The sequence below is a fragment of the Rhizobium yanglingense genome (genome assembly GCF_977109285.1).
The window spans coordinates 1,207,370-1,221,880 of sequence record NZ_CDSAWY010000005.1 but is presented as its reverse complement, the minus strand read 5'-3'; the positions used below and the strand labels follow the sequence as shown (position 1 = coordinate 1,221,880).

Annotated in this window: 13 protein-coding genes; 9 read left to right on the top strand and 4 right to left on the bottom strand. The window is 59.1% G+C overall.

Going from position 1 to position 14,511, the window contains the following annotated elements:
- Positions 1-631 precede the first annotated feature (631 nt).
- Complete coding sequence (locus ACW4PC_RS15610) at positions 632-1,051, top strand: nuclear transport factor 2 family protein (RefSeq protein ID WP_455874355.1); 420 nt, start codon at positions 632-634, stop codon at positions 1,049-1,051.
- Between the two features lie 439 nt (positions 1,052-1,490).
- Here ACW4PC_RS15610 and ACW4PC_RS15605 read toward each other — a convergent pair whose 3' ends face one another.
- Together ACW4PC_RS15605 and ACW4PC_RS15600 are read right to left on the bottom strand one after the other, a co-directional pair.
- Entirely contained in the window at positions 1,491-2,126 is a 636-nt protein-coding gene (locus tag ACW4PC_RS15605; RefSeq protein WP_455874354.1) for an NrsF family protein, read from the bottom strand.
- Positions 2,113-2,679 carry a sigma-70 family RNA polymerase sigma factor gene (locus ACW4PC_RS15600; RefSeq protein WP_133937272.1) on the bottom strand — a complete coding sequence of 189 codons (567 nt, stop codon included), beginning with the start codon at positions 2,677-2,679 and terminating at the stop codon, positions 2,113-2,115. Before ACW4PC_RS15600 ends, ACW4PC_RS15605 begins: the two co-directional genes overlap by 14 nt.
- A gap of 226 nt (positions 2,680-2,905) precedes the next feature.
- Between ACW4PC_RS15600 and ACW4PC_RS15595 the strand changes: the two genes are divergently transcribed.
- From ACW4PC_RS15595 to ACW4PC_RS15580, 4 genes are all read left to right on the top strand, one after another.
- Positions 2,906-3,190, top strand: coding sequence for a BufA1 family periplasmic bufferin-type metallophore (locus ACW4PC_RS15595; protein ID WP_039843589.1), 285 nt, complete (start codon positions 2,906-2,908; stop codon positions 3,188-3,190).
- Positions 3,191-3,261: 71 nt separating this feature from the next.
- On the top strand, positions 3,262-4,113 hold the full coding sequence (bufB, locus tag ACW4PC_RS15590; RefSeq protein ID WP_455874353.1) for an MNIO family bufferin maturase: 852 nt from the start codon (positions 3,262-3,264) through the stop codon (positions 4,111-4,113).
- A gap of 8 nt (positions 4,114-4,121) precedes the next feature.
- Complete coding sequence (locus ACW4PC_RS15585; RefSeq protein ID WP_455874352.1) at positions 4,122-4,904, top strand: HvfC/BufC family peptide modification chaperone; 783 nt, start codon at positions 4,122-4,124, stop codon at positions 4,902-4,904.
- The gene (locus ACW4PC_RS15580; RefSeq protein ID WP_455874351.1) at positions 4,897-5,379 is read left to right on the top strand and encodes a DoxX family protein; all 483 of its coding nucleotides are present in this window, start codon (positions 4,897-4,899) and stop codon (positions 5,377-5,379) included. The genes ACW4PC_RS15585 and ACW4PC_RS15580 overlap by 8 nt, the downstream gene beginning before the upstream one ends.
- A gap of 4 nt (positions 5,380-5,383) precedes the next feature.
- Here ACW4PC_RS15580 and ACW4PC_RS15575 read toward each other — a convergent pair whose 3' ends face one another.
- Positions 5,384-5,716 (bottom strand): hypothetical protein, encoded by a 333-nt coding sequence (locus ACW4PC_RS15575; RefSeq protein WP_039846577.1) that lies wholly within the window; start codon positions 5,714-5,716, stop codon positions 5,384-5,386.
- 115 nt (positions 5,717-5,831) lie between these two features.
- On the bottom strand, positions 5,832-7,427 hold the full coding sequence (locus ACW4PC_RS15570; protein ID WP_455874350.1) for a GNVR domain-containing protein: 1,596 nt from the start codon (positions 7,425-7,427) through the stop codon (positions 5,832-5,834).
- Positions 7,428-7,560: 133 nt separating this feature from the next.
- Here ACW4PC_RS15570 and ACW4PC_RS15565 point away from each other — a divergent pair, with 133 nt between their 5' ends.
- From ACW4PC_RS15565 to ACW4PC_RS15550, 4 genes are all read left to right on the top strand, one after another.
- Positions 7,561-8,625: a glycoside hydrolase family 5 protein gene (locus tag ACW4PC_RS15565; RefSeq protein ID WP_455874349.1), complete on the top strand. Its 1,065-nt coding sequence runs from the start codon at positions 7,561-7,563 to the stop codon at positions 8,623-8,625.
- A gap of 5 nt (positions 8,626-8,630) precedes the next feature.
- Positions 8,631-9,875: a hypothetical protein gene (locus tag ACW4PC_RS15560; RefSeq protein WP_455874348.1), complete on the top strand. Its 1,245-nt coding sequence runs from the start codon at positions 8,631-8,633 to the stop codon at positions 9,873-9,875.
- A 215-nt stretch (positions 9,876-10,090) separates the two neighbouring features.
- Complete coding sequence (purU, locus tag ACW4PC_RS15555) at positions 10,091-10,975, top strand: formyltetrahydrofolate deformylase (RefSeq protein WP_455874347.1); 885 nt, start codon at positions 10,091-10,093, stop codon at positions 10,973-10,975.
- Between the two features lie 92 nt (positions 10,976-11,067).
- On the top strand, positions 11,068-13,995 hold the full coding sequence (locus tag ACW4PC_RS15550; protein ID WP_455874346.1) for an aminotransferase: 2,928 nt from the start codon (positions 11,068-11,070) through the stop codon (positions 13,993-13,995).
- Positions 13,996-14,511 lie beyond the last annotated feature (516 nt).

Below are 14,511 nucleotides of genomic sequence, written 5' to 3'. Positions count from 1 at the left end.
GGTTACCTGGGCCTGATGGCGACCTACGGACAGTGCCGGTTTTGCTCCGTTCATAATACGAAGGCCCCTGCCTTCCCCCCAGTTTGTCTCGTCAGCAACTTCGGTGAGCCATTGAAACATACGAGGAAAATTCCTGTTCTCACCAACGTTGATGCGACCAGCTAAGCCCCTCTTCCTCCAGAGGTGATTAAGAGCCTCCCGGATGAACTGTTCGAGCGGTATATCTCTTCTGGGCACCATTCCATTTTTTCAACATTGATTTTGCTGATCTTTTTTCCTGTTTTTGTGCCACTTTTTACCACCCCTTCGGGGCGTGGGACAGTTTCGGTCCATTTTGTCCGGAGTGAGCTTGCACATGGCTCCAGCGGCGATCTTCTTGCGGTTCGCCTGCTTCGTGTAAAGCGTCGTCTGTTTCTTCGTCGTCCAGCGCCAAAATTCGCCATCAGCTCGTCATCGGTCGTGCCGGCTTTGCGCAAGCAATGCGTTGAGCAGTGAAATAATCCTGCCTCGTCGCAACGTAGACCGAGGTATAACGCTGCGCATCATCTTCCTCGCGAAGGCACTCGCAGCTCTTCATTGCAGCGACCGACGATTGAGTGCACACTCTATCAACTGAAGGAGGAGAGCAGTGATGAGGGATCGACGCGAACTCGAAGACGCCGTTCGGAGATTTTACCAGGCGCGTAACGATAATGACATCGAGGCTATTATGGCGATGCTGGATCCGGCCTGCAGTTTCCGCATTGTCGGAGACGATCGACTGGGACCAATGACACAACGGATCGATGACCCGGGAACCATGCGAGTCGCAATTCAAGCGCTCCTAGAGGCTTGGGATCTTTCCAACTTTAGCATCATCGGCCTTCATGTCGATGGCGAGACTGTATTTGCCCATCGGGCCGGTCAGATCCGCCACCTCCCGTCGAACGTGTGTATGAATACCGAGATCTTGGACAAGATCACATTTAAAGACGGTCGTATCGTCGATTTTGAGGAGTTCGTGGATACCTTGCTCGTGGCCGACATCCTCGGTGTGTTGACAGTATCGTAGGCCTGAGGGTCTCTGATACAAACCGGCTGAACGGTCTGGCGTGGCAAGCGCTCTATAGCCGAATGGTCCCGCCAAAACGGCACAAAGCTGCGCCTTCCATTAGAGATCTTGCAGGCGCTCGTTTCATCGGCTTACAAGAATTGGCCCCTTTGGCTCTTGGCTCTGCACATTCAACTGGCGGCATCTTGGTTGATTTTGGGCACTCTTCGCACGCCCACCGGGCCTAAAATGTAGCCTAAGATTTCAGCGCGGCATGGCGCAAACTATGGACATTCAAATGAAAAGTATAATGGTTTCGTTGACTGGAACATTGTCCCACTTTTTTGCAAGTCTATGATTTCTCACGCTTTCCGGACACCTCTTCTCGGCACCATTTCCTTACAAAGATAGCAGAAGAGCCGATACAACGGCCGTGGTCTCGTGACCGACCGTTGCTGTGTTACCACCTCAGATATCGTGATCCAAGCAGCGCGCCGATGGCTGTCACTGCCGCGATTGCCGTGGTGTACCAGACTGCGAGAAACAGCGGGCTGTCGTCCGTGCAGTGTAAGGCGTAAAGCGCTGCCGCTATGCCGCCGGCGGCAAGGCCTGCTGCAGCACCGGCAAGGCTTGGGCGTTCCGCAGCACCGTTTTTCAGCGCCCAGAGGAAACCCGCAAGCGGCGCGAGCGATAGGACCGGGATGAAGAACAGGCAGAAGCCTGCGTTGCGGCCGAGCATCGCCGTTTCCCATGAATCCTGCGGAATGGCCGACAATTCGGCCGCGGTGCCCCCTGCGAGCAGGATCAGCGGCACGAACAGCGCCAGGCTTGAATGCCTCAACGGCACGCCTGGACGGCCTATGCGAAAAACAAGCCCGCAAGCGGTGACGGCGAGCGTCAGGGCCAGGACCATCTTGAAGAGCACGCGTGCCGTTTCGATCGCGCTTGCCATGTCGTGGCGGATACCCACTGCCGCCAGAAGCAACGCTGCAGAGACTGCGACGCCGATCAGCAGCGCACCCAGGAGCAAGGGACCGAGCCGCGTGCGGATGGGCGCGTCTTGTGCAAGGAGGCTGATCAGGTCATCGGTCTTCACTCGTCTCACTCCGGTATAAGGCCGCCAGCGACTTCAACGCCCGGTGCAGCGCGACGCGCACCGCACCTTCGCTCATTCTCAGCCTTTCGGCCGTTTCGCGAACACCTGCTCCCTCGATCGAAATCGAGCGCACGATATCACGCTGCGGATCCTTCAGGCGATTCAACATATGTTCGGCGTCGAGCCGATCCAAATTGCCCGCCTGTTCTTCCGCTTCGAGCGTTGTCATCACGTCGTCGATGGGCACATCGATGTGACGGCCGCGGCGGCGCAGGCTGTCTATCAGCTTATTGCGCACGATCGTCGACAGCCAAGGGCCGATCGGGCGAGCCGGATCCCAGGTTCCGCGCTTCAGGTGAACTGCAAGCAGCACCTCCTGCACGACATCCTCCGCCTCGCCTGCCGGCGCGCCAAACTGATCGCAGCGCCTGCGGGCCATGGCGCGCAGATGAGGTGTCACAGCGCAAAGAAAGCGGTGATAGGCCTGCGCATCGCCACCCATGGCGCTGCGCATCCAGCCTGCCCATTCCTCTTCCCGTGCTGAATATTTCACCCGACATCATCCTCTACGAGAGGGCACACATCTTTGTTACCGCTCGTTCGAAATTATTTCGCGGTAGCGGGCGAGCCTTTGTTCTCAGGCGTTTTCCCCTGCAATCGCGCAGACGGCAAGCCGGGCCGGCAAAAAAATCGCGAGAAGCGCTGTAACATTTTGTCGGCTCCCTCCGTAGCCCGCAATGCAAGCCAATCACGGCTCGCCATTCTTACGGAGATGAATAATGAAAAACAGCATCGTTACGCTGGCTCTCGCAGGCTCGCTCGCCTCAGCGCTTGCCACTGTCGCCGCTCCTGCCGCTTCGGCTGCGGACAACAAGGAGAAGTGCTACGGCGTTTCCATGAAGGGCCAGAACGACTGCGCAGCCGGACCCGGGACCACTTGCGCCGGCACCTCGAAGGTCGACTATCAGCAAAACGCCTGGAAGCTCGTTCCGGCGGGAACCTGCGAGGCGATGAAGACGCCGAATGGTCACGGCTCGTTGAAGCAAGGTCCGGCTCCGGCCTGAGACCCTAGAACATCCGAAAAGACCGGCGGCGCCCATTATCAGCACCGCCGTCCCCTACCAGGAGAGATCACATGAAGGCGTCAGGACTTCCCAGTCGGGCCGGCGTCGGCTTCAAGCCGCAACATTTCGCCGACATCAAAGCTGAACCCCAGCCGATCGGCTTCTTCGAAGTACATGCCGAGAATTATATGGGTGCTGGCGGGCCACCGCACGCCCAACTTGGCAAGTTGCGTGAAGATTATGCGCTGTCGATCCACGGCGTCGGCCTTTCGATCGGCTCAATGCAGCCGCTCGACAGGCAACATCTTGCCCGCCTGAAAACCGTCTGCGACCGCTACGAGCCGGAGAGCTTCTCCGAACATCTCGCCTGGTCGACGCACGATACAGTCTTCCTCAATGATCTCCTGCCGCTGCCTTATACCGAGGCAACCCTTATGCAGGTCGTCGAGCATGTCGATGAGGTGCAAAACACGCTGAAGCGGCAGATGCTGCTCGAAAATCCGGCCACCTATCTGCTCTTCGAGGAAAGCACGATCGAAGAGACCGATTTTCTCGCCGAAGTCGCCAGGCGGACCGACTGCGGCCTGCTCCTCGATGTGAACAACGTCTTCGTCGCCTCCACCAACCATCATATGGACCCGCGCGATTATCTCGCCCGCTTTCCAGTTCAACGGGTTCGCGAAATCCACCTGAGTGGCCATTCGGAAGCGGTCGACGATGCGGGGGCGCGGCTTTTGATCGATTCGCATGACACGCCGGTAAAGGATCCCGTCTGGGCGCTTTATGAGGAACTGATCACGCGAACCGGGCCGATCGCAAGCCTGGTGGAATGGGACAACGACGTGCCGCAATGGCCGGTGTTGCGTGCCGAAGCACAGGCCGCCGATGCGATCCTTAAGAGCGCTGCGCGCCGAGCCGCATGAGGTCTTCTGTGTCAACCACTACGCAAAGCAACTTCGCAGCAGCACTGACCGACATCTCCCTGCCGGTTCCCGAAGGGTTGACCGCCTGGGATGGCCCGCGGCCGGAGCGCCGTTTCGGCGTCTATCGCAACAATGTGGCAATCGGCCTGATGGGGGCGCTCGCTTCGCGGTTTCCAGTGGCGGAAAAGATCGTCGGCAAAGAGTTCTTTGCCGCGATGTCGCATGAATTCATTCGGCTTCATCCGCCGCATTCGCCGCTGCTTCTGGCATATGGTGATGACCTTGCGGATTTCGTCGAACGCTTCGCGCCCGCCAGGGACATCGCCTATCTTCCGGATGTGATCCGTCTGGAAGCGGCACGTGGACGAGCCTATCATGCGGCAGAGGCGGCTCCGTTGCAGGCCGAGCGACTGGCCGCAATCGATCCGGATCGCCTCGCCGAACTGACATTCGTCGCCCATCCCTCCCTGTCAGTCCTTACATCCCCTCATCCGATTGTGACCATCTGGGCAATGAATGTCGGCGAGATGGAGCTTCGGCCGATTGAAAACTGGAGCGGCGAGGACGTGTTGGTGGCTAGGCCACGTACGCGTGTCGAAGTGCATCGTCTGCCGGCCGGCGGAGCGACCTTCCTATCGGAGCTTGCGAAGTGTACGGCACTGGCTGCCGCCGTAGAGCACGCCAGCGAAGCGGCGATGGATTTCGATCTTTCATCCAACCTCGCCGGCGCGCTGCAGGCCGGCGCCTTCATCGACGTGCGCTGGAAGAGCGCGGGAGACAATCATGAATGACGAGAGCACCGTGACAACGATAGACCCTCGCAGCCTTCCGCAGAAACTCAACGGTTTGCTGCATCTCCTCGATTACGTCCCGCACGACCTGATCGCCCTGATTTCGCGCATCTCGATCGGCGCAGTATTTTGGCAATCCGGGCAAACCAAGGTCGACGGATGGCGCGTTGCCGAAACCGCAGTCTATCTGTTCCAGACGGAATACCGGCTGCCGTTTATCGATCCCTGGCTCGCCGCGCATCTTGCAGCTTTCGCCGAGCACTTCTTCCCGGCTCTTCTCGCCATCGGATTTGCAAGCAGGCTCTCGGCACTAGCACTTCTCGCCATGACGCTGGTGATCGAAATCTTCGTCTATCCCGACGCATGGCCGACACACGGCACTTGGGCCGTCTGCTTCCTGGTCATCATTGCAGGCGGACCGGGGCGCGTCTCAATGGACTACTTCATCGCGCGGTATTTTTCCCGCATGGCATGAAGCGTCAGCGCACGGGCTGATAGTGGCCTCTTGCAGGCACTTGCGTGCCTTGGCTCACGTAACCGTCGCGGTCGCATACGTAGACGGTGGTCGGCATGCCGCCGGAGCGGAAGATCCAGTCCCCATTGCGCCGGATGCCGCGCGTTTCGGTGCGGCAGACATATTGCTCCTCATCCTTCTTGTCGGGCTGAGACTTGACGCCGGGGAGATCGGGATAGGGATAGAGCGGCTGAGCGGCTGCTTTGCCCGCCCGGCTCCAATCCGTCGCAAAAGCCGGCGCGGCGATCAGGCCGCTGACAACGGAAAGGGCAGCGAGCAACATCGGCAGGGATCGCATATCGGTGACCTTTCATTGCAGGACGGGCTCCAGCGACATTCGTCTTCAAATTTAGGAAGCAGCCAAGCAGCCATCAAGCGGTAGACCGGGCACGACAAATTGATTTCGAAGCCCTTTACCGCTGGGCCTCCCGGCGGAAATAGCCCCGAATGACCGGATGCACAAAGAGGCTCGCGAGGATCGCAAATGCCGCGCCGGCGGCAAAGCCGATTAAGAGCCCGCCGATAACACCGGCGATCAATAGAATCTTCTTGCCGGGACCGTCCGGTTTCGTTGGCGGTTCGGCTTCTGAAATGACGCGGATGTTGCCCTGCGGAAGGTTCTGCTCCTCGGTCGTCTGGCTGGAGCGCTTCAGGACGGTCTCGTAAATTTCCCTGGCGGCCGTCGCCTTGCGCTGCAGTTCGTTGAGTTCGACCTGCTTGTCGGATGTGGTCGCCTGCAGCGCCTTTTGAATGTTCAGTTCCTTGGCAATCGCCTCCTCGGCCCTTGTCGCCTGCTCATAATCGGCGCGCGCCGAAGTCACCATGCGCTGTAATTCGCCCTTGATCTCGCCCGAAATGCTCTGCAGTGACGAGCGGGCGGCCTGCAGTCGCGGATGACGAGCGCCCATCTGGCTCTCGAGGCTGCCGACGACTGCGGCCTGAGTGGCATATTGCTGTCGAAGGCTCGCGAGCGACGAGTTCACAGAATTGCCGTCCGTTTGGCTATTGGCGACGACATCCTCGAAGCTCATGTTCGCGGCCGCATCCGCGCGGGCCTTGGCCTGAATTGTCTTTTCCTGCGCAGTCAGCAGCAGCGTATTCAGCGAGGCAAGGCGCTGGTCGGAAATCAGATTGCCCTCCGTCGCCGCCATATCGTTGTCGGCGCGGAAGGTTTCGACGGCCTGCTCGGCCTCCTGCACTTTCTGGCGCAGATCGGTCAAACGAACATCGAGCGTCGCCGTGGTATTTTCGTATAGACCTGTCGAGGCACTGCTTTCCTCCTGCATGAACGAGGTCACGACCTGGTTTGCAAGCTTGGCGGATTTCTCCGGATTGTTCGTCACGGCCGTCAACGATACGACATAGGTGCTGCTCTGGCGGGTGATCGTAAGCGACTTCTGCAGGGCGCTGACTACAGCCGCGTCGTCGCTCCGGCCACCGTTGAATTCCGGATCCTGCGCAAGCTTCATGGTATCGGCAACCCGGCGCAGCACATTGCCGGACATCAGGATCTGCACCTGGCTGTCGATCATCGACGAAATCATCTCCGGCGAGATCGTCGATGATTGTGTCGCCAAATCAGCAAGGCCGATCTGGCGCGGATCGAAATAAAGGCTTGTGCTTGCGGTGAATTTCTGCGGCAGCAACGGCAGCAGTGCTCCGCCCGCCAAAGCGCCGAGCGCGGCCAGTCCGAGGACAATCAGCCTTCTGTTCCAGATCGCAAAGACGACCGATCGCATATCAACAAGCGGCGCGTCAGGATCGACGGAAACCGGCGCTGTGCGGACAACGGCACGCTCCGGCTGCGACGGCAAAGGCTGCGTCTGGCGCAAGTCCTTTTCGGGAGGGTTGGGCAACGCCGGCGCCTCCGGCTCGGGAAAGGATTTTGCGAAATCACCAGGCCTTAGGACAGGCGCGCGCGCGGGAGAGCTTTCCGGCGCGGTTGGCGCAGGCTCGTAGCTTCGCCAGCTAGGCAGCCGACTAACTCTGTTCCTGTCAAATTGGCTCATAAACACACTCGTGACCCGCCGACGCAGATCTTTGGCGGAGGTAGACCGACTTTAGAAATCCTTAGCTAACGGAGCGTTAAGATACCCTACCCGATATTGCCGGAACATGGCAGAACTCCTGAAAGCGAGATCGATGAAAGCCGCGTTATCGCCCTGGCGCCGCATACTGACGATCGCCGCGGCAGCAATGCTGCCGTGGCACGCCGGCCTTGCCGAAGCCGCGGGCCCCTGCTTTCGTGGCATCAATCTTTCCGGTGCGGAATTCGGCAATCCGGGTGGAGAGATTTTCAAGGATTATGCCTACCCCTCCGAAGAGACAATCGGCTACTTCAAGCAGAAGGGGATGAATATCGTTCGCTTGCCGTTCTTGTGGGAGCGCCTGCAGCCCGAACTCGGGCAGGCACTGAACGACGCCGAGCTCCAGCGCATCAAGGATACGGTGGCCCTTTTGCGCAAACATGAGATGACTGCCATTCTCGATCCGCACAATTATGCCCAGTACAAGAAAACGCAGGTCGGGACACCGCCGGCGACGACCCTGGCATTTGCAGATTTCTGGACTCGGCTTGCTTCCGAATTTGCCAATCAGGACGACGTAATTTTCGGGCTCATGAACGAACCCCACGACATTGCCAGCGACAAATGGCTGAGCGCAGCCAATGCGGCGTTCCGCGGCATCCGGGCGGTCGGCGCCAACAATCTCGTTCTCGTGCCGGGCACGAAGTGGACGGGCGCCCATTCCTGGCAGTCCGATGGCCCAGGCGGGCCGAACGGCACTGTGATGCTCGGCGTCAAGGATCCACGCAAAAACTTTGCCTACGAGGTTCACCAGTATTTCGACAGCGATTCTTCCGGTACGCATGACGAATGCTCCGGCAATGAGAACGCCAGGAATGCCATCATCCGCATGTCCGAATGGGCACGCGAGCACGGCACCAGGGTGCTTTTGGGCGAATTCGGCGTTTCGCAAGCACCGGAATGCGTCGCCGGCTTGAAGACGGTTCTGGATACGATGCAGGAGAACGGCGACGTCTGGCTTGGCTGGACCTATTGGGTGGCCGGTGACTGGTGGCCGGCGAGCGAGCCCTTGAACGTGCAGCCCCACGACGGCCATGAACGAAAGCAGATCGCGGTGCTGGAATCCGCCGCCAAGGCGCCTTCTCTTGCCGAGGACGCGTGCCGGACAATGGGCAGGTAGCGGCGATGGAACAGCGAGATGCAACAACGAAGGAACCTATCGACTACGGCATCCTGGCCGTCGGCGTGCTGTCGGTCACCTATAATTGCCTTCTCGCCTTCATCAACCACAACATCACGCCGCTTGCGTCGTCGCATGTCGCCCTCAGCGAGATCCTGCTGCTGATCTACAGTTTTGGTTTCCTTTTAAAGAGGGGCCTTTACGAAGAAGACCTCGCTCCGCTTGGCTATTTGCTGGCGACGATCTTCCTCACCGTCTATGTGATCGCGGTCAACCGCGCAGGCTATATCGACCACCTGCGCAACGTGCTGATCATTTTCGCTTTCGTCATCATGGGCCGATGGACGAACGAACGAACCCTGAAGCTGATTTTCAAGATATGCAGCGTTGTGGTGCTGGCGGTGCTGATCTGCGAGATTGTCTCGGTGCAAGCCTATGTGGCCCTGTTCCATCCGGCTGAATATTTCGAAAACACCCGCGGCGTGCCCCGCGCCACCTATAGTGACATCGGGCTTTTTCGCGGCGCGCTCGGGTTCCCATCCCGCTTTTCCTTCGGGATTATCGATCACCGGTCCTCATCGATCTTCCTGGAGCAGGTGTCACTCGCCAATTTCTGCGGCGTGCTGGTCATCTATCTCGTCAGCTTTTCCAATCGCCTGAGATTGTTCGACCGGCTGCTCTTCATCTTCACCGTCATGCTGATCCTCATTACCAACGACACGCGTACGATGCTGATTTTCAGCATGGCCTGCCTCGGCGGCTATTTTATCTTTCCGTGGATTCCGAAGATCTGCGATCTGTTGATGATGCCGATGATTATCGTCATGGGCTTCGTCATTTATGCATTCCGTCCCGATGCCCATGAAGATGACTTCGTCGGCCGCATCAGCGGCACAATCCGGAACATCATCGCAATGGATATCCCGGCGGCGCTCGGCCTTGAACTCGAGAAAGCCACGACTTTCGTCGATAGCGGCTACGTCTATATAACCTATGGCGCGACGATCTTCGGCCTCATCCTCTTCTGGCTGTTCGTCTCCTTTTTCCCGGCAGGCGAGACGCGGAACCAGAAGCGTCTTGCCCATTCGCTATCGCTCTTCATGTTCCTGAACCTGATGATCGGCTCCACGGCAATCTTCTCCATGAAGACGGCCGGCCTCGTCTGGCTGCTCGTTGGCTTCCTGAAGGTCAACGAGGGCGTGCGCGGGAAACGCGCTGCCGGTAAAGTAGGCATGTCGGTTTCTGCCTGAACGGCTGCGCGGCGGGGATACGCGACGGCGCAGGCGGAACGGACTCTCGCTATGACTTCCGTAAGTTGGAGCGTAACGAACGGATGCAAGAACCTGCAAGTCCTTGACGGCTTCTCTTGCAAATTGTTGCACGAATGAAAGAGCTTCGCCTATCGGCGTAGCTGCTTTGATCTAAGCAGACCTGTCGGCTATTGCCGTGAGAGGGAAGAAGGGCCATGACGCATTATGTACTGACCGTATCGTGCCAATCGACGCGCGGCATCGTAGCGGCGATTGCGAATTATCTCGCCGATCAGGGCTGCAACATCGTCGACAGCTCGCAGTTCGACGACCTCGACACCGGCAAGTTCTTCACCCGCGTCAGCTTCATTTCCGAGGAAGGCGTTGCGCTGCCGGCGCTGAAGGAAGGCTTCAAGCCGATCGCCGAGAAATTCGCCATGGAGGCTGAAATCCACGATGGGGACAGCCGCATGAAGGTGCTCTTGATGGTCTCCCGCTTCGGCCACTGTTTGAACGACCTGCTCTATCGCTGGAAAATCGGCGCCCTGCCGATCGATATCGTCGGCGTCGTCTCCAACCACTTCGACTATCAGAAGGTCGTGGTCAACCACGACATTCCCTTCCATCACATCAAGGTCACCAAGGAGAACAAGCCGCAGGCCGAAGCCCAGCTGCTCGAGCTCGTCGACCAGACCGGCACGGAACTGATCGTGCTCGCCCGCTATATGCAGGTGCTTTCCGATGCCATGTGCCGCAAGATGTCCGGCCGGATCATCAACATCCACCATTCCTTCCTGCCGTCCTTCAAGGGCGCCAACCCCTACAAGCAGGCCTACGAGCGCGGCGTAAAGCTGATCGGCGCCACGGCTCATTACGTGACCGCCGATCTCGACGAAGGCCCGATCATCGAGCAGGATACGGCGCGCATCACCCATGCCCAGAGTGCCGAGGACTATGTCTCGATCGGCCGCGACGTCGAAAGCCAGGTGCTGGCGCGCGCCATCCATGCCCATATCCATCGCCGCGTCTTCCTGAACGGCAACCGCACCATCGTCTTCCCGGCAAGCCCAGGAAGCTACGCCTCCGAACGTATGGGTTGAAACAACCCGAAAGGGTATTAGTAAGCGCTTGCCCATGACATGCATTCGATTATCTGCTTAATGTGGAAAATCGAATCATGCTGGGGGATGCCATGACCGATGATGCGCGTGCCGATCGTATGGAATTGCCGCGCCCGGACGTAACGCCGGCCGAAGCGGAAAGCATCCTGCAATCCCGCTATGGCCTCCACGGCACGATCACCGAACTCGGCAGCCAGCAGGACCGCAATTACCGGATCGATACTGGCGATGGCAGCTATGTGCTGAAGATCTGCCACATGGCTTACGATACGCTGGAACTCGAGGCGCAAAATGCGGCAATCCGGTATCTGACCAGCAAGGAGGGTACGCCGCGTGTCCCGAGGGTCATGAGCTCGACGGACGGCCAGGATATCATCGCCGTCACGGTTCGCGAACAGACCTTCAAGGTGCGTGTGCTCGAATATCTCGAAGGCGAAGGACTGACGCATCGCAAATACCTGCCGAAGGCTTCCGTCGCGGCCCTTGGCGCACTCTGCGCCCGGCTGGCACAGGCGCTCGCCGACTTCAATCATTCGGGCCTCGACCGCAACCTGCAATGGGACCTGCGCCGGGCGGGGCCTGTTGCCGTTCAGCTGCTTTCGGCCATCACCGACAGCGCTGCGCGCGACCGGATCGCCAAGAGCATGGTGCTTGCCGTACGCCGCATCCAGCCGCTCGCGCCATCGCTTCGCGTCCAGGCCGTGCATCATGATGTCACAGGCGACAACGTCGTCTGCCGGACTGATGCGCAAGGGCGGCCGATGCCCGATGGCGTCATCGATTTCGGCGATATCATTCGCGGCTGGCTCGTCGGCGATCTTGCCGTTACCTGCGCCTCGCTGCTGCATCAGGCCGATGGCGATCCCTTCTACATCCTGCCCGCGGTCAAGGCCTATCACGAGATCTATCCGCTGACGGACGAGGAACTGAAGGCGCTCTGGCCGCTGATTGTCGCGCGTGCCGTCATTCTCGTCGCGAGTAGCGAACAGCAGATTTCGATCGATCCGGAAAACGACTACGTCCGCGACAATCTGGAGCTTGAACGGCAAATCTTCGACACGGCCATGTCCGTTTCCTTCGAATTGATGGAGGCGGCAATTTTTGACGCGATCGGCGCCGACATGACGCCGGTCGATATGTCCGGCTGGCGCGCGCTTCTGCCGGAGATCGACCTTGCAAACATCGCCTATCTCGACCTCGGCGTTCAGAGTCCGCATTTTGCGGCCGGAAATTGGCTGAATGCGGAAATGGACTGGCGGCTTTTGGCACGCGCAGCGAATGAGGCGGGCATCGCCGCGACCCGCTACGGCGAATACCGGCTTTCGCGCGCCGTTCTTCGAAGCGCTAGGCAGCCATCGACCTACGCGTTGCATACCGACATCTGTCTCCCCGGCGGCAACAGCGTCGCTGCACCATTTACCGGACGCATCGATTGCAAGAACCACCATCTCGTCCTGATCGGCGACGGTATCAATCTGCATCTTGATGGCCTGGACCTGTCTGTTGAGGATGGCGCCGAGGTGGAACAGGGGCAGATCATCGGGACGGTCTCGGGCGAAGCCTCTTCGCTCGGCGGCTTGCGTATCCAGTTCTGCACGGTTCCGGCGCTCGAACCGCCCCTCTTTGCCGCGCCGCAGGAGGCAGCCGCCTGGTCCGTGCTTTGCCCCTCGCCTGCAGGCCTGCTTGGACCAGGCGCCAGTGCGCCCGAGCCAGAGACGGAAGAACTGTTCTCCAGGCGCCAGGCGCATCTCGCAAAACCGCAGAAGAATTACTACGAGGTGCCGCCGCAGATCGAGCGCGGCTGGAAGGAACACATGTTCGATGTCGAGGGGCGCGCCTATCTCGACATGGTCAACAATGTCACGATTCTCGGCCACGGGCATCCGCGCCTGGCAGAAGCGATCGGAGAACAATGGCTGAAGCTCAACACCAATTCGCGCTTTCACTATGCGGCGCTCGGTGAGTTCTGCGAGCGATTGGCAGCTCTGGCGCCCGACGGACTAGACCGCGTCTTCCTCGTCAACAGCGGATCGGAGGCAAATGACCTGGCGATCCGGCTCGCCGGGGCGCATACGGGTGCGCGCAACATGCTTTGCCTGCTGGAAGCCTATCATGGCTGGTCGGTGGCAAGCGACGCCGTCTCCACCTCAATTGCCGACAACCCTCAGGCCCTGGCGACCCGGCCGGATTGGGTGCATGCCGTCGCTTCACCCAACACCTATCGCGGCGAATTTCGTGGGCCGGATTCGGCCGGAGACTATCTCACCGCGATGGCGCCCGTGCTGCAGTCGATCGATGCCGGCGGGCAAGGGCTTGCGGGCTTCATTGCCGAATCGGTCTATGGGAACGCCGGTGGCATTTCCCTGCCGGACGGATATTTATCAGAAGCCTATGCTCAAGTGCGTGCCCGCGGAGGAGTCTGCATAGCCGATGAGGTGCAGGTCGGCTATGGCAGGCTTGGCCATCACTTCTGGGGCTTCCAACAGCAGGGCGTGGTGCCGGATATCATCACCATCGCCAAGGGCATGGGCAACGGCCACCCGCTCGGCGCGGTGATCACGACGCAGGCCATCGCCGGGTCGCTGGAGAAGGAAGGCTATTTCTTTTCCTCGTCCGGCGGCAGCCCGGTCAGTTGCGTTGCCGGCATGACGGTGCTCGACGTCTTGGTGGACGAAAAGCTCCAGGACAATGCACGCGACGTCGGGGATCATCTTAAAAGCCGACTGGCCGCGCTGATCGACAAGCACCCGATTGCGGGCGCCGTCCACGGCATGGGACTCTATCTCGGCCTTGAATTCGTACGCGACAGAACGACGCTGGAGCCGGCGACGCAAGAGACGGCGGCCATCTGCAACCGCCTTCTCGAACTCGGCGTGATCATGCAGCCAACCGGCGATCACCTGAATGTGTTGAAGATCAAACCGCCGCTTTGCTTGACCACCGAGAGCGCCGACTTCTTCGCGGACATGCTGGAAAAGGTCCTATCCGAGGGCTGGTGACCTGCCCGCCACCATTAACCAATGCGGTCATTTCGAGGCTTTCGGTTTTTTAATCAAAAGCCCCATTGCCGGAATCAAAACGGCTTCCTATGTCTGTCCCGGTGATCGAAACGAGGCTTCCGGCCGTCACGCAATTTGCACAAAGATCTGATAACGTTCTTTCAGCAAGTATGGCTGTGGTGGAATTATTTTTTTCGGATCGTCGAGATTTTGACACGATTCGGAATATGTTTCTGACAGACTATCCTCTATTCTCTACAAACAAGGTAGATTATTAAAGATAGTCGTCGCCGGGTCTTGAGCCTTTCGAGCCCTCAAGAGTGCAACGCCAACACAAGGAACGAGACATGATTGATATCGGTATTCTCGCCACCCTCCTTGGGCGAATTGTGCTCGGCAATGACCGTCCGGGCGCCCTCTCCCGCCCGAACTGTCGAATGTGACCTTCGTCCCCTTTCAACGGTATCAGACAAGTCAATTCGTCATCGCCTCGCAATCCGCGCGGCAGGAGTTCTA